This is a genomic window from Bifidobacterium sp. 2450, from assembly GCF_041900695.1.
In the GTDB taxonomy this organism is placed as follows: Bacteria; Actinomycetota; Actinomycetes; order Actinomycetales; family Bifidobacteriaceae; genus Bifidobacterium; species Bifidobacterium longum.
The window spans coordinates 1-19,367 of the sequence record NZ_JBHEEA010000013.1; the positions used below are offsets into that span (position 1 = coordinate 1).

General features: G+C 58.2%; 16 protein-coding genes. 9 read left to right on the forward strand and 7 right to left on the reverse strand.

Features of this window, described 5'->3' with window-relative positions:
- Both ACEUKI_RS08070 and ACEUKI_RS08075 read left to right on the forward strand, forming a co-directional pair.
- Window positions 1-618, forward strand: a 618-nt coding sequence (locus ACEUKI_RS08070) for a transposase (RefSeq protein ID WP_374156693.1), incomplete at its 5' end; no start/stop codon positions are given.
- 142 nt (window positions 619-760) lie between these two features.
- On the forward strand, window positions 761-1,240 hold the full coding sequence (locus ACEUKI_RS08075) for a helix-turn-helix domain-containing protein (protein WP_179133573.1): 480 nt from the start codon (window positions 761-763) through the stop codon (window positions 1,238-1,240).
- Between the two features lie 69 nt (window positions 1,241-1,309).
- Here the strand turns inward: ACEUKI_RS08075 and ACEUKI_RS08080 are convergent, their stop codons facing one another.
- The 3 genes from ACEUKI_RS08080 to ACEUKI_RS08090 all read right to left on the reverse strand — a co-directional run bounded on the left by ACEUKI_RS08080 (window position 1,310) and on the right by ACEUKI_RS08090 (window position 3,584).
- Window positions 1,310-2,395 carry a DUF3039 domain-containing protein gene (locus ACEUKI_RS08080; RefSeq protein WP_374156711.1) on the reverse strand — a complete coding sequence of 362 codons (1,086 nt, stop codon included), beginning with the start codon at window positions 2,393-2,395 and terminating at the stop codon, window positions 1,310-1,312.
- A 140-nt stretch (window positions 2,396-2,535) separates the two neighbouring features.
- The gene (locus tag ACEUKI_RS08085) at window positions 2,536-2,712 is read right to left on the reverse strand and encodes a hypothetical protein (RefSeq protein WP_179133575.1); all 177 of its coding nucleotides are present in this window, start codon (window positions 2,710-2,712) and stop codon (window positions 2,536-2,538) included.
- Window positions 2,709-3,584: an IclR family transcriptional regulator gene (locus tag ACEUKI_RS08090; RefSeq protein ID WP_374156694.1), complete on the reverse strand. Its 876-nt coding sequence runs from the start codon at window positions 3,582-3,584 to the stop codon at window positions 2,709-2,711. Before ACEUKI_RS08090 ends, ACEUKI_RS08085 begins: the two co-directional genes overlap by 4 nt.
- Window positions 3,585-3,836: 252 nt before the next feature.
- Between ACEUKI_RS08090 and hutH the strand changes: the two genes are divergently transcribed.
- The 4 genes from hutH to ACEUKI_RS08110 all read left to right on the forward strand — a co-directional run bounded on the left by hutH (window position 3,837) and on the right by ACEUKI_RS08110 (window position 10,665).
- On the forward strand, window positions 3,837-5,390 hold the full coding sequence (hutH, locus tag ACEUKI_RS08095; protein WP_374156695.1) for a histidine ammonia-lyase: 1,554 nt from the start codon (window positions 3,837-3,839) through the stop codon (window positions 5,388-5,390).
- Between the two features lie 213 nt (window positions 5,391-5,603).
- Window positions 5,604-8,273, forward strand: coding sequence for an ATP-dependent chaperone ClpB (gene clpB, locus ACEUKI_RS08100; protein WP_374156696.1), 2,670 nt, complete (start codon window positions 5,604-5,606; stop codon window positions 8,271-8,273).
- Between the two features lie 147 nt (window positions 8,274-8,420).
- Complete coding sequence (locus tag ACEUKI_RS08105; RefSeq protein WP_181896206.1) at window positions 8,421-9,530, forward strand: glutamyl-Q tRNA(Asp) synthetase; 1,110 nt, start codon at window positions 8,421-8,423, stop codon at window positions 9,528-9,530.
- A 25-nt stretch (window positions 9,531-9,555) separates the two neighbouring features.
- Window positions 9,556-10,665: a glycerophosphodiester phosphodiesterase family protein gene (locus tag ACEUKI_RS08110; protein ID WP_144169331.1), complete on the forward strand. Its 1,110-nt coding sequence runs from the start codon at window positions 9,556-9,558 to the stop codon at window positions 10,663-10,665.
- 195 nt (window positions 10,666-10,860) lie between these two features.
- On the opposite strand, the gene rlmH is transcribed toward ACEUKI_RS08110, so the two are convergent.
- The 4 genes from rlmH to ACEUKI_RS08130 form a co-directional block, all read right to left on the reverse strand.
- Entirely contained in the window at window positions 10,861-11,340 is a 480-nt protein-coding gene (rlmH, locus tag ACEUKI_RS08115; protein WP_003829688.1) for a 23S rRNA (pseudouridine(1915)-N(3))-methyltransferase RlmH, read from the reverse strand.
- A gap of 47 nt (window positions 11,341-11,387) precedes the next feature.
- The gene (upp, locus tag ACEUKI_RS08120) at window positions 11,388-12,029 is read right to left on the reverse strand and encodes a uracil phosphoribosyltransferase (protein ID WP_007053093.1); all 642 of its coding nucleotides are present in this window, start codon (window positions 12,027-12,029) and stop codon (window positions 11,388-11,390) included.
- A 171-nt stretch (window positions 12,030-12,200) separates the two neighbouring features.
- Window positions 12,201-14,735: a TIM-barrel domain-containing protein gene (locus ACEUKI_RS08125; RefSeq protein ID WP_374156697.1), complete on the reverse strand. Its 2,535-nt coding sequence runs from the start codon at window positions 14,733-14,735 to the stop codon at window positions 12,201-12,203.
- 54 nt (window positions 14,736-14,789) lie between these two features.
- Complete coding sequence (locus ACEUKI_RS08130; protein ID WP_115770275.1) at window positions 14,790-15,779, reverse strand: LacI family DNA-binding transcriptional regulator; 990 nt, start codon at window positions 15,777-15,779, stop codon at window positions 14,790-14,792.
- Window positions 15,780-15,990: 211 nt separating this feature from the next.
- Here ACEUKI_RS08130 and ACEUKI_RS08135 point away from each other — a divergent pair, with 211 nt between their 5' ends.
- The 3 genes from ACEUKI_RS08135 to ACEUKI_RS08145 all read left to right on the forward strand — a co-directional run bounded on the left by ACEUKI_RS08135 (window position 15,991) and on the right by ACEUKI_RS08145 (window position 19,361).
- Complete coding sequence (locus tag ACEUKI_RS08135; protein ID WP_374156698.1) at window positions 15,991-17,244, forward strand: extracellular solute-binding protein; 1,254 nt, start codon at window positions 15,991-15,993, stop codon at window positions 17,242-17,244.
- A gap of 67 nt (window positions 17,245-17,311) precedes the next feature.
- Complete coding sequence (locus tag ACEUKI_RS08140; RefSeq protein WP_115770277.1) at window positions 17,312-18,487, forward strand: carbohydrate ABC transporter permease; 1,176 nt, start codon at window positions 17,312-17,314, stop codon at window positions 18,485-18,487.
- Complete coding sequence (locus ACEUKI_RS08145; protein WP_115770278.1) at window positions 18,480-19,361, forward strand: carbohydrate ABC transporter permease; 882 nt, start codon at window positions 18,480-18,482, stop codon at window positions 19,359-19,361. Before ACEUKI_RS08140 ends, ACEUKI_RS08145 begins: the two co-directional genes overlap by 8 nt.
- Window positions 19,362-19,367 lie beyond the last annotated feature (6 nt).

Genomic DNA, 19,367 nt, shown 5'->3' on the forward strand with positions numbered 1-19,367 from the left:
GTCGTCACCGGCGACGGGGCCCGCTGGATCGACCCGTGCGTCGCCGAGCGCTGCCCGAACGCCGAACGCGTATTGGACGGGTTCCACATCGTCTCCTGGATGACCGACGCGCTCGACAAGGTCAGGAAACGCCTGTGGAACCAGGCGAGGCGCGACGGGGACGAGAAGACCATGAAGCGCATGCGCGGCGTCAAATACGCCGTCCTGAAGAACCCCGGCGACCTGACCGGCAGACAGGAGGAGGCGTTCGAAAGCCTGCGGGACACGGACCCCAAGGGCCAGCTCTACCGCGCATGGCAGCTCAAGGAACTCCTGCGCACCCTGCTCAAGCACCCGATCGGCCAAGCCACGACGGAACTGAACCGTTGGGTGTTCCGGGCGTCCCACTCGCGCATACCCGAGATCGTCGAACTCGCCAAGAAGATCCGGCGGCGCCGGCCCGACATCCTGCGCACGATCCGGCTGGGATACTCCAACGCCAGGCTCGAGGCGTCCGACAACAGGATCAAGGTCACCATCCGCATGGCCTACGGCCTCCACCACGTCACCAACCTCATCGCCCTGGTCATGCTCCGATGCGGCGGACCCGACATACGACTGCCACAACCCGCAATCTAACCCACGAAAACAGCAGAAGCCTCTCATATATTTCATCTATATATGCATCTGTCTAATGTACAGATGATTTTTCGCGAAATCTAAGTGTTGAACCAAGCTATATGTTACACTTATTTCAGTTATGAAATGAGGTATGTGCATTATGACTGCAGTAATAGAACGTGAACAGCTTACAGAACGCGATTTGGATCAGGCGAAGGCGTGCCGAGAGCTGGTGCAAAAAGGCTCTGTACTCGCTGCAATTTTGGATGGCATTATTGACGATAATGTACTGGTGGTTCGCAAGGACGAAGAATTATCCCCTGCTCAAGCTGCTGAGATTCTTGGCGTGAGTCGGCCCTATGTGACTCGTTTGCTGAAGTCAGGACTGCTCGAATCTCATATGGTGGGCAGTCATCATCGGATTACGGTACTTGCTTTGCGGACGTACATGGTTAATCGTGATGCGGGACGTAAGGAATACGCCCACGCAATCAATTCTCGGGCAAAGGATATTGCCGATGCGGTTGACGAAGTCGCTCCGGTGTCTGAGACAAGTCGAAATCGTATGCGTGATTTAGTTGCAGAGCATCGCCGTGAAGCGATCAAAGCGAGTAGTGCCGCAGTTTCTCCTGCAGAGTGAGGATTGTCTCAGACGAATCGTAGTGAATCTATTGTCTGTGCGATTTACCCGGTATGCGTCAAGTCATGACTATTGCTCAGGCGTGTAATTGCGTCTCAGATACTCCTTGACTTCCAGTATGTCTTGGCAATCGGGGCATACAGGAAGTCCTGAGTATTCATCTCTGGTTGGCACGAACCATTTCCCGCACAGAGAACGGATGAGGGTGCCTTCAACATATGCGTCGGGCAGAGTCTCTTTGGGTACGCGATGTAGCATAGATTCTGGCTCGGTGTCGCCTATCGTCTTGTATAACGATTCGGAATCATCGAGGAAGTTCGGGCTTGTGATGCGCTTGATGTCGTCTGGTTCCAGCAGCACGAATGCTGACATAGTTGCGCGTCTTTGCTGACCGCCGCTGTATGTTTTCAACGACGTTTCTGCTGGCTGATTGGGGTCTTTGGGCTGGCAGATGGCGTTAAAGCATCTCAAGAGGATGCGGTGAAGTCGGGCGTATGGAGAACTGTTGTCCTGTTCCTCGACCGGAAAATCAAGGGTCAATTCAACGAATTGATTGACAGTTGCTGAGTCGTCATCGTCATCTTGCTGAATCTGAATACTGGCCTTTGCGAGGGCTCCTGAAATCTGATAGGGGATATCCAGCGCTGAGAGGGCTTCGGACTGGGAAGTTGTTTGGCCCGCATAAATTCCTGCACGAATTTTGTTAAGCATCTCCTGAACGACTCGTCGCTCGAAATCCAGAAAATGCTGACGTTCTTCTTCTCGTTTCCGAACCAGATAATCTTCTTCGCTGGGCATATAGTTGCCGGCGTTGGAAGCCTTAATGATTGATTTGCAATTGCCTGAATGGAAATCCCCATGCGATCCGCAATAGACCATCCACGGGTCGCCATATTGGTCAAGAATGACGATGCCTCGCCAGCCGGTTTGCTTGTTCCTTATTTCATAGACTGGGCGCTTTGCCACAGCGCTAAATTCCGAATGCTTGGTGGCAGCGATTTTGTCACCAGCGAAAGCCTGACGAGCCATATTGAGCAGTGTGACGTCGAATGCGGTGAAATCAAGACCTTCGAACGGCGTTGCTGCTTCCGTCCGCATGTTCTGTTCAATGAGTTGTTGAGGGTTCTCTGAGTTGAAGAGATGATTGTCAATCATGCTCAACAGAACTTGAATTGTAGGGCGAACTGGTCTCATGATGATTAACCATAGTCGGTGATGCAGCTTAGTCAGTGATTGATATCACATAGAAGTATTGCTCTTTTTGGCTCCCCTCGTGTCTGGACCCGTAATTCCCCCTACGCTCCCGGCAATACCGCATGCAGCACGGTCGTCACCACCAAGCTGATGATGGCCGTCACTGTCAGCGAGAAGCCGGCGAGCTTGGCGTTGCCGGTCAGCGAATCGGTGAACTTAGTTGAGAAGATCGTGATTGGGGCGAAGGAGCCCAACACGATGATCTCGCGAATCCTCATGTCAAACTGCCGACCGCGCCGAGACGCCGGGACAGTTCCGTGCCGGCAAGCCGCAGCTTGGTCTTAAGCGACCGCTCCTGTTCGGGGCGCAGCGATCCGCTCACGAAAGTGAGAGCCAGCCCGGCGATGGGAAAGTCGTTGTAGTCGCGCACGGCGACGGCGTATGAATCAAAGCCGGGCGTCACGTCGCCGTGTTCCTCGGCAAAACCGATGCGCCGGGTTTCGGCGAGCGTTGCCTCCAGCTCCTTGGGCGATTTGGGGCCGATGCCGGTGCGGTCGGTGAACGCCTGACGATTGGGATATAGCGCGCGGACCTGATTGCGGGGGAGTGCGGCCAGAATGGCCCGCCCGGTGGCGGTCAGATGGCTGGGCAGGCGTACGCCCACGCCTGACACTAGCGGCGGGCGATGCGCGGCGCGCTCCTCAATCACATAAATGATTTCGTTGCCGTGCAGCACGGCCAGATGTCCGTTTTCGCCGGTCTCGTCAACAAGACGCGCCAACACCGGATGCGCGACCTGCGATACACGATGTTGGCGAGAATAGGCCGATCCCAGCTCGAAAGTCTTGAGTCCGATGCCGTACGCGCGCTGCTCGGCAAGGCGGGTGACCAGTCCGTGACGCTCCAAAATCTCCAACAATTGGTACACCGTGGAGCGCGGAATGCCGAGTTCGCGAGCGAGCGTGGCGGCTTGCGTCTGCCCATTGCTCGCGATGAACTCGAGGATGTCGAGCGTACGGTCGGCCGCCGGAGCCAGCGAGACACATGGCGCGGATGATGATGTCTGATGTTCCCGTTCTGATGGCTTCACCTGCGCCCGCTTGACGGTACGTGGCTCGGTGAAGGCGTATTGCTGCGAGGCATGGCTCATATTTCCATCACCTTACATGTCTGAGATTTCAGACACAAGATGGACGAAGTGGCTTATGGCGGGCATCCGACTGAGGTGAAATGGCCAAGGTTTGATTACTCGGGGAGCGATTGGTCGCGTTTGCGTCGCCTGCTGTTGGTGGGCAGGTGCGGTGAGCGAATGCGGGCAGTCGCGGATCCCCGGCGAAGTATATGCCGTATATGCCGTATATGCAGAATGCGGAATGCGGCACATATATAGAAAGGTATGAGCATGGCAGAGCAGACGGTCACCGTAGGTGTTGGAGCGCTGAGCATCGAGGACGTTATCGCCGTAGCGCGCGGCGGTGCCAAAGTGGCGATTTCGGACGAATCGAAGCATGAGATGGCGCTGAGTCGCGCGGTTATCGATCATTTGGCCGACAACACCGTGCCGCATTACGGTATCTCCACCGGATTCGGCGCGCTCGCCTCCACTTCCATCCCCAAGGAACAGCGCGCGCAGCTGCAGAAAAGTCTGATCCGCTCGCATGCCGCCGGTGCTGGGCCGGAAGTGGAGCGCGAGGTGGTGCGCGGCCTGCTGGTGCTGCGCCTGAGCACCCTGTGCACCGGACGCACCGGTGTGCGCCCGGAAACCGCGCAGGTCTACGCCGATATGTTGAACGCCGGCATCACCCCGGTGGTCTACGAATACGGTTCACTCGGATGCTCCGGTGATTTGGCGCCGCTCGCAGCCTGTGCTTTGGTGGCGATGGGTGAAGGCGAGGCCCGCAACGCTGACGGCCTCAAGATCGGCGGCGGCGAAGCGCTGCGTGCGGCCGGCATCACGCCCGTCGATTTGAAAGAGAAGGAAGGACTGGCGCTGGTCAACGGCACCGACGGCATGCTCGGCATGTTGTGTATGGCCATCACCGATCTGCGCCTGCTACTCAAGACCGCGGATGTCGCCGCCGCGATGAGCGTGGAAGGCATGCTCGGCAACGACCGCGTATTCGCCGCCGACTTGCAGGCGCTGCGCCCGCATCGCGGCCAAGGCGATTCCGCCGCGAACATCGCCCGCATGCTCAAGGGCTCTGGTCTGATTGAGGCCGGCCGTCCGGGCTCCACCGTGCGTGTGCAGGACGCCTACTCGCTGCGCTGCACCCCGCAGGTGCACGGCGCCGCCCGCGACACCGTGGAATACGCGGCCTCCGTGGCGGGCGTGGAACTCGCCTCCGCCATCGATAACCCGTGCGTCACGCTGGACGGCCGTGTGGAGTCCAACGGCAACTTCCATGGCGCGCCGCTGGCCTATGTGCTCGATTTCCTGGCGATTCCGACCGCCGACATAGCCTCTATCTCCGAGCGTCGTACCGACCGCTTCCTCGACGTGGCGCGCAACCGCGGTCTGCCGGCGTTCCTGGCTGGTGACCCGGGCGTGGACTCCGGTTTCATGATCGCCCAGTACACCGCCGCCGGCATCGTCTCCGAAATGAAGCGTAACGCCGTGCCCGCCTCGGTCGATTCGATTCCAAGCTCCGCCATGCAGGAAGATCACGTGTCGATGGGCTGGGCCGCCGCCCGCAAGCTGCGCCGGTCGATTCCGGCCTTCGCGCGCGTGCTGGCCGTGGAACTGCTGTGCTCCTGCCGCTCCTTCGACTTCCGCAAGCCGTACCGTCCGGGTGCGGCCGGTGCCGCCGTATACCGCGTGGTGCGCCAGTATGCCAACGAAATCGGTCCCGACGTGCGCGACACCTGGACCACCCCGCAGATTGAGGGCGTGGCCGAGGCGATTCTCTCCGGCGAAGTCCTCGCCGCCGCCGAATCCGCCGTCGGCGCGCTGAAGTAGCGGTGAGCTCCCTCATCAGAGGGAGCTACTGTTCACCCTCCCCACCAAAATCCAAAACTTGAGTCACATGCACTCAAGTTTTGGGAATAGAATGGGTTCCAGGTCGGTTGACCATATCAGACAACGACAAGCTGCGGTTTGCCGCAATGCTCGCAGAGCTTTCGAAGCCTGCGAGCCGCACTGCGCAGACCGCATGATATGGAGGAATACGATATGGAACAGAAGTTCACCACTATGGCCCAAGAAGCCGTCGGCGACGCGATTCAGAGTGCGTCCGCCGCAGGAAACGCGCAGGTCGAGACTCTGCACGTCATGGATGCGCTGCTGCGCCAGGAAAACGGCGTGGCGCGCTCTCTGATTGAGGCCGCGGGCGGGGACCCGCAGGCCATCGGCGCGGCGGTGCGCAACGCTTTGGTCGCGCTGCCGAGCGCGTCCGGATCCAGCACCTCGCAGCCACAGGCCAGCCGCCAGTTGACCGCTGTCATCGCCCAGGCCGAAAAGGAAATGCAGCAGATGGGCGACGAATACGTCTCCACCGAGCACCTGCTTATCGGCATCGCGGCCAGCAAGCCGAACCAGTCGGCCGAAATCTTGGAGAAGAACGGCGTCACCGCAGCCTCCCTGCGCAAGGCCGTACCCGGCGTGCGTGGCGGCGCGAAGGTCACCAGCCCGGACGCGGAAGGCTCGTACAAGGCCCTGGAGAAGTACTCCACCGACCTGACGGCCGCCGCCAAGGAAGGCAAGCTGGACCCGGTCATCGGCCGTGACCAGGAAATCCGCCGCGTGATTCAGATTCTCTCCCGTCGTACCAAGAACAACCCGGTGCTGATTGGCGAGCCCGGCGTCGGCAAGACCGCCGTCGTGGAAGGCCTGGCCCAGCGTATCGTGGCGGGCGACGTGCCCACCACCCTGCAAGGCAAGAAGCTCATCTCCCTTGACCTGGGCTCCATGGTGGCCGGCTCAAAGTACCGTGGCGAGTTCGAGGAGCGCCTAAAGAGCGTGCTCAATGAAATCAAGAACGCGGATGGTCAGATCATCACCTTCATCGACGAGATTCATACCATCGTCGGCGCGGGTGCGGCCGAAGGCTCGATGGACGCCGGCAATATGCTCAAGCCCATGCTGGCCCGTGGCGAGCTGCGCCTGATCGGCGCGACCACGCTGGACGAGTACCGCGAGAACATCGAAAAGGATCCGGCGCTGGAGCGCAGGTTCCAGCAGGTGTTCGTGGGCGAGCCGAGCGTGGAAGACACCATCGCCATCCTACGTGGTCTGAAGCAGCGTTACGAGGCGCACCATAAGGTGACGATCGGCGATGACGCGTTGGTTGCCGCCGCGACCCTCTCGAACCGTTACATTTCGGGTCGTCAGCTGCCGGACAAGGCCATCGATCTGGTTGATGAGGCCGCCGCCCACCTGCGTATGGAGCTCGACTCCTCGCCTGAGGAGATCGATGAGCTGCAGCGCAAGGTGACCCGTCTTGAGATGGAGGAGATGCAGCTCAAGAAGGCCGAGGACCCCGCGTCCAAGGAGCGTCTGGGCAAGCTGCAAGCCGAACTCGCGGACACCCGTGAGAAGCTCAGCGGTCTCAAGGCGCGTTGGGATGCGGAGCAGGCCGGCCACAACAAGGTCGGCGACCTGCGTGCCAAGCTCGACGACCTGCGCGTGCAGGCTGACAAGTTCACTCGTGAGGGTAACTTGGCCGAGGCCTCGAAGATTCTGTACGGCGAGATTCCGTCCATTCAGAAGGAGCTTGCCGCCGCGGAGAGCGCGGATGCTGAATCTGCTGATGCCGGCGCGGCCAACCCGGCCGATGAGCCGATGGTTCCGGACCGCGTGGATGCCGACTCGGTGGCTGAGATCGTCTCCGACTGGACTGGCATTCCCGTCGGCCGCCTGATGCAGGGCGAAAACGAGAAGCTGCTGCACATGGAGGACTACCTCGGTAAGCGTGTGATCGGCCAGAAGGAAGCCATCGCCGCCGTGTCCGACGCGGTGCGCCGTTCGCGTGCCGGCATCTCCGACCCGAACCGTCCGACCGGATCGTTCCTGTTCCTCGGCCCCACCGGTGTGGGCAAGACCGAGCTGGCCAAGGCGCTCGCCGACTTCCTGTTCGACGACGAGAAGGCCATGATCCGCATCGACATGTCCGAATACATGGAGAAGGCTTCAGTCTCGCGCCTGATTGGCGCGGCGCCGGGCTACGTGGGCTACGAGCAGGGCGGCCAGCTGACCGAGGCCGTGCGCCGTCGCCCGTACTCCGTAGTGCTGTTCGACGAGGTCGAGAAGGCCAACCCGGAGATCTTCGACGTGCTGCTGCAGGTGCTTGACGATGGTCGCCTGACCGATGGCCAGGGCAGGACCGTGGACTTCAAGAACACGATTCTGATTATGACCTCTAACCTCGGCTCGCAGTTCCTCGTGAACGAGGACATGGACGCCGACGCCAAGAAGAAGGCCGTGATGGATGCTGTCCACATGAACTTCAAGCCGGAGTTCCTGAACCGTCTGGACGACATCGTCATGTTCCACCCACTCACGCGTGAGGAGCTTGGCGGCATCGTGGATATCCAGGTGGCTGGCGTGGCTCAGCGTCTGACCGATCGCCGCATCACGCTGGACGTCACCGACTCGGCTCGCGAATGGCTGGCCAACACCGGTTACGACCCGGCCTATGGCGCTCGTCCGCTGCGCCGCCTGGTACAGACCGAAGTCGGCGACCAGCTGGCCCGTATGCTGCTGGCCGGCAGGGTTCACGATGGCGACACCGTGCTCGTCGACCAGACCGGCGGCGAACATCTGGAGCTCTCCGCTTGGGCGAGCGACCAGATCGTCTCCGACGATCCGGACGTGAGCGTGGACAACGTCACCGAAGATAAGTGACAATCACTGGCTCCCCTCTCTGAGCGAAGCTGTCAGCGAAGCTGACTGAGGGGGAGTCCGGGCTGGCGAGCTTCACTATATTGGCTCTCCTCTGAGGAGGAGGGCCTTTTCGCTACCATGGTGCTGAACTTCATACGAGGAGGGCCAGTGACTGGACGATTCGCGCCGACGCCGTCGGGGCGCATGCATATCGGCAACGTGTACGCCATGTTGGGTGCATGGCTTTCGGCCCGCTCGCGTGGCGACCGCATGCTGATGCGTATCGAGGACGTGGACAAGCCGCGTGTGGTCGCCGGTGCGGACCAGCTCATGATGGATGACCTGCATTGGCTCGGCCTCGACTGGGATGGCGAACCGATGTTCCAATCCCAGCGCACTGAACGATATGAATACGCTCTCGAATGCCTGCGCTCGCAAGGTGTGCTGTACCCCTGTTTCTGCTCGCGTGCCGACATTCGCGCCGCCTCGGCCCCCAACGAGGGCGACGGCTTTATGGTGTACCCCGGCACATGCCGCCGCCTGCTGCACGACCATCCCGACGAGGTCCGTGCCCGTCTGTCTCGCGGCGACCAGCATTCCATCCGTATCGCCATGCCGAAACCGGCAGTGGGAGAAAAGCAACGTACAGTGCCTGACGATTCCGCTGCGCTGTCGGGAGCCGTGCCGCCGGAACAGCAGGGCGATGCCGGAATCGTTGATGGTGTCGCATGCTTTAACGACCGTGTCTATAGTCCACAGCACTACGATTTGGCCCGCGAGGTAGGCGATTCCGTGATTCGCCGAGCCGATGGACTGTTCGGCTATCAACTGGTCGTGGTCGTGGATGACCTCGATATGGGTGTTGACGATATCGTGCGCGGCCGTGATCTGCTGCGCTCCACCGCGCTGCAAATGTGGATTCGCCAGTGTCTGTTGGCTGGTGGCTTTGAGCCGGAATGCGGCAACACGGAAAAGCCTCTCGCCGAGCACCCCGAGTATGCGCACCTGCCGCTTATCGACAATGCGGCCGGCCGGCGTTTAGCCAAGCGCGAACGTTCGCTAGATATGGGAGCCTTGCGCGCCCGTGGCGTGACCCCTGAACAGATCATCGGATACTGCGCCTGGCTGCTGCGTCTGCAACCCACTCCAATTCCTTGCAAACCCGCCGATCTGCTGACAGATTTCAGCTGGGAGCCACTGCGCGCCAACCACCCGGATCGCGCACTGAGACCGGATGATCCAACCACTCCACAATGGCTGGCAGAAGCGTTAGGCTAGAGGCAGCCCAACAGGAAGGATTCCAATGTCGTCGAAGCTCTGGAGAAACGTGGCGCTGGCAGGCGTGGCCGCCGCCGGTGCTGCCGTGTGGGCCGTGGCCCCGCGCACGTTCAATGACAAGCGTCGTAATTTCGTGCCCTCCATTCCGGAGGTATGGTATGCCCACCGTGGCTTGCATGATGCGGGTTCTGGTTTGGTCGGCTATACCGATATCGCTGATTATGGTGGGGATAATCCGGTTAGCGCCCAAGCCGATACCACTGAGCGATCCATCGCCGAAAACGATGATTATGTGTCGCTTGCCCGTCGCATGGCTGTCAAGGCCGGCTACGGCAGTGCGGATATGACCGGTCCGATTGCTCCTGAAAACTCGCTGGCCGCATTCGCCGCCGCTTGCGAGGCTGGCTATGGCATCGAACTTGACGTGCAGTTTACGCTCGACGACCAAGTGGTCGTGGTCCATGACGCTGATTTGTTGCGCGTGGCCGGCGATCCGCGCCGCATCGAAGACCTGACTTACGACGAACTCACCCGTATTCCGCTCTTCCCGAACGGCAAGTCAGGCGATTTGAAGGCCGCCCCGCTGCCGGGTGCCGACGCGAACCCGCCGCTGGTGGTCACGCCGTCCGCCGCGCCGAAGGGGTACTACCAGCATGTGCCGCTGTTCTCCGATGTGCTGGACGTGGTGGCCGGCCGGGCTCCGCTGATTGTGGAATACAAGTTCAGCAACAACAGGGCTTGGGATGAGCGTAGCGAAGAGCTCATGGAAAAGGGCCACGCCTTGCTTGAGGCGTATGACGGTCCGTACGTGATCGAATCCTTCCACCCGGGCGCGGTGAATTGGTACAAGGAGCATCACCCTGAGGTGTGCCGCGGTCAGCTGAGCTGGCCGGCGAAGCTGAGCAAGAATGGTGCGGCTGAATGGGCCGCCGGCTTACTGGCGCTCGACTGGCTGTCTCGTCCTGATTTCGTGGCTTATGACTGGACCGGTGGCGCTTCGCCGCAAGTCAAGCTCGCTCGTTCGATGGGTGCGATGCCGGTTTCATGGACCGTGCGCAGCAGCGATGAACTCGCCCAGTGCGCCCCCTACTTCGACCGCCACATCTTCGAAGCGTTCGTCCCCAACGCAGTGTGAGGTTGAGGGCGTTATTGATGTGCCCATGGGGCGGTTACAGGCTCATCGGGCGGTAACTTGCCCATGAGGCGGTTTGAAGAATATGTGAAACCGCGGAATTAAGCCATTTTGGCATACCGCCCCATGAGGATTTTGCCGCCTCATGGGGCAATTGCCGCCCCATGGGGGATTTCCCGCCCCATGAGGTATGGCGTTTTACTTGTGATACGGCTCGCCAGCGTTGATTTTATAAGCGCGATAGATCTGCTCCAGCAGAATCACGCGCATAAGCTGATGCGGGAACGTCATCTTCGAGAAACTCAGCAGAAAATCAGCACGACGCAGAATCGCGTCGTCAAGGCCGATTGAACCGCCGATGACCAGCTGAATATGGCTGGTGCCACGCAATCCAAGGTCGTTGATTTTGGCGGCCAATTCTTCACTGGACAGCTGCTTGCCATTGATGGCAAGGGCAATAACAAACGCGCCGTCCTTCAGATGCTTGGCGATGCGTTCGCCTTCTTTGGCCTTGATCTGTCGGTCAACGCCTTCGGAGGCATGGTCAGGCGTTTTCTCATCTGCCACTTCAATGATGTTGAGCTTGCAGTAGCGCGAAAGTCGCTTGGAATACTCGTCAATGGCGTCGCGAAGGTAACGTTCCTTCACGCGCCCCGGCGCAATAATGTCGATTTGCATAAAAAGCCCATCACATTGGCTCCCCTCAGGGAGGGGAGCCAGGAAAATCAGTCAATTACACCATAGAGACGGTCACCGGCGTCGCCGAGTCCCGGCACGATGTAGCACTTGTCGTTAAGACGTTCGTCGACCGCGCACACCACGACCTTGAAGTCGATGGACGGGTCGATGTGCTCCTCGACGTACTTGATGCCTTCGGGGGCCGCGATGATGTTGATCGCGGTCACGTCCTTGGCACCGCGCTCGGCCAAGTAGTGCGTGGCGGCGACCAGCGTGCCGCCGGTGGCGAGCATCGGGTCGATGAGGAAGCACTGGCGGCCGGACAGGTCCTCGGGCAGACGGTTCGCGTACGTCACCTGCTGGGTGGGGTGCTCCTCGTCGCGCTTCATGCCCAGGAAGCCGACTTCAGCAGTCGGAATCAGGCGGGTCATGCCGTCGAGCATGCCCAAGCCAGCGCGCAGCACCGGCACGATGATCGGGCGCGGGGAGGCGAGCTTCTTGCCGGTCATCGGGGCGACCGGCGTCTCGATCGGCGCGGCCACCACGGACAGGTTGCGGGTGGCCTCGTAGGCCTCAAGCATCACGAGTTCGGAGACGAGCTCGCGGAAGGTGGAGGAGGGGGTGTTCTTGTCGCGCAGCACGGTGAGCTTGTGCTCGACCAGCGGATGATTCAAAACATGGAGTTCCATGATTCCCAGCCTAGTCCAAGTTTGCCGACCTGCCGAATTGGAACGGATAATGGCGTGCGTGAGAACCTTGCTGAAAGGTGTAAAACCGGGAACGCGAAAGGTGTAAAACCGGGAATCAATATGGTGCAAAACAAGGGTTGATTTACACCATATTGATTCTCCTTAGGTTGTTCAGCTCTTATTCTCGTCTGGGAAGGAGCCTGACGTTCGCAGCAAAGGTTCGGCAACGGCTTGAATCACAGATTGCGGCATATGGGACTCCTCAAAATCATGACGTGGGAATGCGCCGCTCGTGCGTTCGAGCGTGTACAGCGCGTTCAGTGCGTCTGCACCGTACGCGCGAATCATTGCATTGGCCCGTTCCTTGGTCAGGTAGTTGATTTGCGCGTTATACAGCACGGTGAAAGCATCACCGAGTGCCGGATCATTGGCATAAGTCAGCCCATTCGCCGCAGTGATGGTGATTGAGGCCGTGATCGGCACTAATGGAACCGACACGGACAGGCTCAACGTCGCTTCATCATAAGTGGTATCTGCTGTAATTGGCTCATCATCCACGGTAACGGTGACGGTGGCCGGCGCTACGCCGCGGAAGATGATGCACCATGACCGGGCTACGGGAAGGGCTGATATATTGCCCGTGGCCGGAGCGATGGTGAATGCCGCCGCATCTGCAGAGTTGGTGCCATTTGGTCCCCAGCCCAATGTCAATGTGGTGGACGCGGCTTTGGAATCGTCCGGCAGCGCTTGGTTGGTGCCGTCATCTTCTTTGACGGTGAATGCTCCATCGGCTCCGGGGAACACCATCACCATGACATGGGAGGGGTTGCTGGTGGAGTTCAGTCCGTTGGCATCTAATGGCTGCATAGGCACGATGCCTCCGGCCTTGGCGAACACTGGAATGCCATGTAAATCACGCCAAGCCTCGAAGCTCCTGCCGCTCTTGTATTTCGATTCATACCGACGGCCGGTGAAGAAATCGAACCAGGTGCCTTGTGGCAGCCAGACGTCTGTCTTGGCAAGCTGCACGTCACGGTCAATGGGAGAAGTGACTGGAGAGACCACCAATTCAGTACCGAAGCGGAACTCATGTCCGATTTCGTAGGCCATGGCGTTGTTCGGGTCCTGCCAATACATCGGTTCAACGAGAGGTCGTCCTGCCGCTGATGCGCGCCAGTTCATCGTGTACAGGTAGGGCAGCATTTCGTGACGCAGACGCAATGCGGCATTCATCGCATGACGGATCTCGGCATGGAAGTTCCATGGTTCTTTACCGTTGAACGGGGAATCCGTGGAGTGCAGTCGGTTGATCGGGCTGAATGTGCCGAGCTGGTACCATCGGGCCTCCAATTCTTCGTCGCGGTAGCCGAACATATGTCCGCCGATGTCGTGGCTCCACCATCCATAGCCAATGTTCGAGGCGGTGGCGGTGAAATAAGGCTGGAATTGGAGCGATTCCCATGTCACCACGGTGTCTCCAGAGAACCCGACCGGATACCGGTGAGAGCCTGGGCCGGCGTATCGGGAGAAGGTCAACGGCCAGCGCCCATTGCGTCCGGAATCCAGATAATGCATATGATTGAGCATCCAGAGCGGGTCGAGGCCCTGCTGTCTGGTCACGCCGCCTTGCTGCCAGTCCAGCCACCAGAAGTCAACGCCTTCATCCTCCAACTTGTGATGCAAGTCGAAGTATGTCTCCATGAATCGTGGACTGGTCACATCGAATTCCACCGGTTCCCCGCTAGCTGGATCTATGCCCATGTGCAGGGCGGCCCGCTCATAACCGTTCTCGAAAGCGCGAATGCCATCGCGCGGGTGTACATTAAGCGTGGTCTTGAGACCGTGCTCATGCAATGAGCGGAGGAACCGCTCGGGGTCGGGAAAGAGCTCACGATTCCATGTGTAACCGGTCCATCCGGAACCATACTGAGGATCGACGTCATCCACCAAATGCCAGTCCATATCGATAACCGCTGTGGTAAAGGGCAGTTTTTCATGTTCGAAACGGTCAATCAACGCCAGATATTCCTGTTCGGTGTATCGATGATAACGGCTCCACCAGTTGCCTAGCGCAAATCGAGGCAGCAGCGGTGTCGGGCCAGTCAGGCGGTAGAAGTCCTGTATGGCCTCGATGTACTGGTTCCCGTAGCCAAAGAAATACAGGTCAGTCTCTGGATTGGTGCGTGGCGTGACCCAAACACCGAACGGGTTGGCCTCTCCATTGATGGCATCAGCATCGGTGATGATATTGGAACTGGAATCATCGATTACGGCCCAGCCGTCACGCGAGAGGATACCGGGTTCCAGCTGGGTTGCTCCGTCGACAGTGTCGAGCGTACGTGCGGTGCCGTGCAGGTTGCCGTCTTGTGCATCTCCGTAGTGCCAGGTGTTCATTTGCGAGTTGGCCACTCCTCTCACCACAATGCTGAGGCCCTCCTTGCTGAACGGCTGCATGTCGTAAGTGAGGCGAAGCGTCGGAGTGTCGACGATGAGTAGCTCGTTGCGTACGGTATGGGTGAACTGTGGGGTGACGTCCCAGTTTCGATTCGCGACCATTTGTGTGGCGTGATCTTCGAATACGCCATCATCCTGCCATTCGAGTCGGATAAGCGACTCGGTGATCACGCCGATGCGCCAGCGGTCACCTTGCAGCACAGTATCCGGTCCCATGCTGGGGTTGATGCGCGGTTGGGGGAATGAAGGCATGGGAGCTCCTCTGCTGATTGTGATGCGATGATGAATAGGGACAATAGATGGACGTCAACGTATGACGAGTTGCGGGGGGAGCAGGAGGTGCATTCGGGCGTCTTCGCCGTGAGTGCGCTGCTGCTGCAGAGAATCAAGAATGGCTTTTGCGATGTCGTTAAGCGGCTGCCGAATACTGGAGAAGTTCAGCGAGCGGGATATTGGGGTGTCATCGAATCCGGTGATGGTTATGTCCCCGTGCGTTTCCATGTATACGCCGGCGGCGATGGTATCGCTGATGCAGACCACGGCGTCGAGGTCTGCATTGGATTGGCTCATGATCTGGAACGCCTGTTGCCCTGAGGCGACGTCATCATCAGTGAATACGGTCAATCGTTCGAGTTGCTCTTCGGAGCAGAGCTTGGCGGCCATCATGGCGTCTCTCCATCCGGAGAGTCGATCATGTCCGGTGCTGGATGGAGGCCTCCACCCAACGAATCCGATGTTGCGGTATCCGTTCAGAATGAGGTGTTGGGTGATTCGGCGTGTGCCGTCTCTCCCGTCCACGTCCACCCAGGAAATAGTCGGATCATTGATGTCGGCGCCCCACGGGCGTCCGAACAGGGAGAAGGTCTGATTGTGCTGCCGTAGCCAATCGGGTCTGGGGTCGTCGAAGGTAACGTCAGTCAGGATGAAGGCGTCCACGTCCGATGTGGCGAGCAGTGATTCGAAATGTGAGATCTCGTCTTCTGCGGTGTCAGTCTTGTACAGCAGAATACGCAGGTCTCTCATATCCGTTTCGGCGGTGAGAGCATGAAGGAAACGATCGAAGATCGGCGAATCGGCGGGGTGGATGCCTAGAGCTACGGTGTCGCTGCGGCTGGTGCGCAGCCTTCTGGCCGACGCATTGGGTTTGTATCCGAGTTTCTGTATGGAATGGTGTACGCGGTTGCGGGTGTCCGGACGAACGCGCTGTGGCGTGTTGATGACGTTGGATACGGTTTGCGCGGAGACTCCGGCGTCTTTCGCCACGTCTTTGATGGTGATGAGTCGCGACTCGTCCATGGTGTGCCTCCTTGCTCGGCGCGCTTGTGTTTGACATATTTTCAACGCTGCGTTACATTATAACCAGAATTTGAACGTTAAAAAATAAGACACGCAGAAAATCAATGCTAAAACGACAGTTACTTGACTTTCTGCATGGAAGAAGATTCGAACGTTAAAATTCTCTGGAGATGAACCAGATCACAAAGTAGTGAAAGGTAAGGAGTATCAAATGAAGCGCGGACGACTGACGGCCTGTACGGCAAGCATCGCGGCGGTGGCAATGTTGGCGGCATGCGGCGGCGGAGGATTTTCGGAGGGCGACGCTACCGCCACCAGTGTGGACGAGCTGACATCGGATTCGTCGAAGCCGATGACAGTAATGATCTGGTCTTCGAGTGACGCCGAAGACAATGCGGTCAAGGACGCTGTGGCGGCATGGTCCAAGAAGAGCGGCCATAAGGCGAGCGTGGTGGTGTCCAGTGATATCGGCCAGCAGTTGTCTCAGGGTTTCGCGTCAGGCTCCCCGGCGGACGTGTTCTATCTTTCCCCTGAGCTGGTGGCGGGTTACGCGGCGAATGGGTCATTGCTGGCTTATGGCGACATGCTGCAGGACAAGAGCGACTATTACAGCAACATTCTGCAATCCTTCACCTATGACGGCAAACTGTACGGCGTTCCCAAAGACGTATCCACATTGCAGCTCGTTATTAATACAGACATGTGGAAGCAGGCCGGATTGACTGACGCTGATTATCCGCAGACGTGGGATGATCTGGAGAATGTGGCGGCGAAGCTTACCACGGCAGACCATGTCGGCTTGACCATGAGCGGAGAATTTGCCCGCATCGGTGTATTCATGGAGCAGGCGGGCGGCGGCCTGGTCAGCGATGATGGTACCAAGGCCATTGCCGATTCTGAAGGCAGTGTTGCCGGTCTGACTGAAGTGCAGAAAATGCTGAAGGATGACGTTGCCAAATTTGCCGACGACCTCAACGCTGGTTGGGGCGGCGAGGCATTCGGCCTCGGCAAAGCGGCGATGTCGATTGAAGGCAACTGGCTGACCGGCAGCATGAAGAAGGATTATCCCAATATCAACTACAAGTTCATTCCGTTGCCGGAAGGCCCCAAGGGCAAGAAGACCCTGTTGTTCACCAATGCATGGGGTATTGCTGCAGACAGCCAAAACCAGAAGGATTCCCTCAACTTGGTTGAATACTTAACGAGCAAGGAGACGGTGATGAGTTTTTCCGAGGCGTTCGGCGTTATGCCCGCAAAGAAGAGTCTGACCGATGAATGGAAGCAGCAGTACCCCGATCTCACGGCATTCGCCGATGCACTTGACTATGCGGTTGGCGTGCCCAACAACAAAGATGTGTCGACCGTAATTAACGATTTCAACTCGCAGGTCGGCGGTCTGCAGGACGCCGATGTGCAATCCATTCTCACCAAAACCCAGAAGAGCCTCGAAGCGATTATGCAATAGACGGTATTCCTGGCGAATCGGCCGTGCGACGGATTCGCCAGGAACATCATCGGAACAAGGATGTCTCATGTTGAACGCAACACATCATTCGTCTGATGAGCGGAATGCCAAAAGTATTCGTAGAACATCGGAAGCCATTTCCGGTTGGCTGTTCTGCCTTCCCATCATCATTATCCTTGGCCTGTTTTTGTTTGTTCCCATCGTGATGGCCCTGTGGGTGAGTTTCTCCGATTGGGCTGGACGAGGCAATCCTTTCTTCGGCAATGTCCATTTCGTGGGGCTGGAGAACTACAGGCAAGTACTGACCACGCCGGGACTCTCTCAGAGCGATTTCGGAACGGCTATGAGAAACAACGCATGGTATACGTTGCTGGTCATCCCGTTGCAGACTATGCTCTCACTCGCCTTGGCGGTGATGTTGAACCGGAAGATTCTTAAGGGCCGAGGCATCTTCCGCACGGCGTTCTACTTCCCCTCGGTTACCAGCTCTGTGGCCATCACTGTGCTGTGGATGTTTCTGTTCAGCGCCACCGGTTCTATTAATGCAGTGCTGGGATGGTTCGGCATCAAGGGGCCGAACTGGTTCAATGATCCCCGTGGCATTGTCCAAGTGATACTTGGCTGGTTCGGTGTGCAGAAAGGACCCGCCTCATTGACTCAGCACGGGTTCTTGGGAATTACTTGGTGGGACTGGCTGGCTGGACCTTCCGTGGCCATGTTCGCCGTCATTTTGATGGCCATTTTTACCACTTCCGGAACTTTCATGCTGATGTTTATCACGGCGTTGCAAGCCATCGGTGATGAGACCGAGGAATCGGCCATTATGGATGGTGCCAACGCTTGGCAGCGATTCTGGAAAATAACGTTGCCCCAACTGAGGCCGACTATTTTCACCGTGATCATTTTGGGTGTGGTGAGTACATGGCAGGTATTTGACCAGATTTACACCGGCACCAAGGGAGATCCGGCAAAAACCACCATTACTCCGGCGTATTTGTCGTATTCCGCAGCGTTTCAAAATCAGAAGTGGGGGCAAGGTGCGGCCATTTCCTTCATCCTGTTCGTGGTCATCATCGTTATGGCGGCCGTGGTTCGCTTCCTGCTACGGGATCGAAATATGTCGAAGCGCAAACGCGCCTACTACGCGGCGATGAAAGAAGAAGCTAGAGCCATGTCCCGGGCTGGACTGACCTCTCCGGCAACATATACGGGTTCTACCGTGCAAGGAGGTACCAATGAGTGAGCAATCAATAGAACCGCGGCGGCGGAGCGATGCCCGTCTGTGGTGGAAAACGATACGACGAAACGGAGTGCTGCTATATGTGGTGCTGATTGCCATTGCGCTGATCTACATTATGCCGTTTATCATCCAGGTGAGTACGTCGTTTAAAACGGATGCGGACGCCTCTGCCAATCCGGTGTCGTTGGTTCCACAGGTGTGGACGAGTGCCGCGTACAGCCGATTGTTCCTACATTCCGATTTCCCTCTATGGTTCAAGAATTCGTTGATTGTGACGATTTTTGTCACCATAGGACGGGTGTTCTTCGATTCGCTGGCCGGATATGCACTGGCCCGTCTGCGGTTTCCCGGCCGTAACCTGATCTACCTCACTCTGGTGGCAGTGATGAGTGTGCCGGGAGTGGCGCTTATGATTCCGAAATTCCTGGTTATCAAGAGTCTGGGCATTTACGACACCTATGCAGGCATGATTTTCCCACTATTGGTGGATGCCGGAGGCGTGTTCATCATGAAGAATTTCTTCGAATCGATTCCGCGCAGCGTTGAAGAACAGGCCATGGTGGACCGTGCTGGCACCTTCCGTATCTTTTGGTCGATTGTGCTGCCCATGGCGCGGCCCTCGATTGTGACCATTGCAATCATGTCGTTCCAGGGATCATGGAATGAGTTGTCGCATTTCATCATTTCGACGCAATCGCCATCTATGGCAACGCTGACCAAAGGCGTGGCGACTCTGGCCAGTGGACAGCTGGGTCAGGGCAATCAGTATCCATTGAAACTCGCGGCAGCGGCAGTGATGACTGTTCCGGTCGCCGTGCTGTTCTTTATTTTCCAAAAACGCATTATGAATGTCACGGACGGCGCGGTCAAGGGATGACCGGCC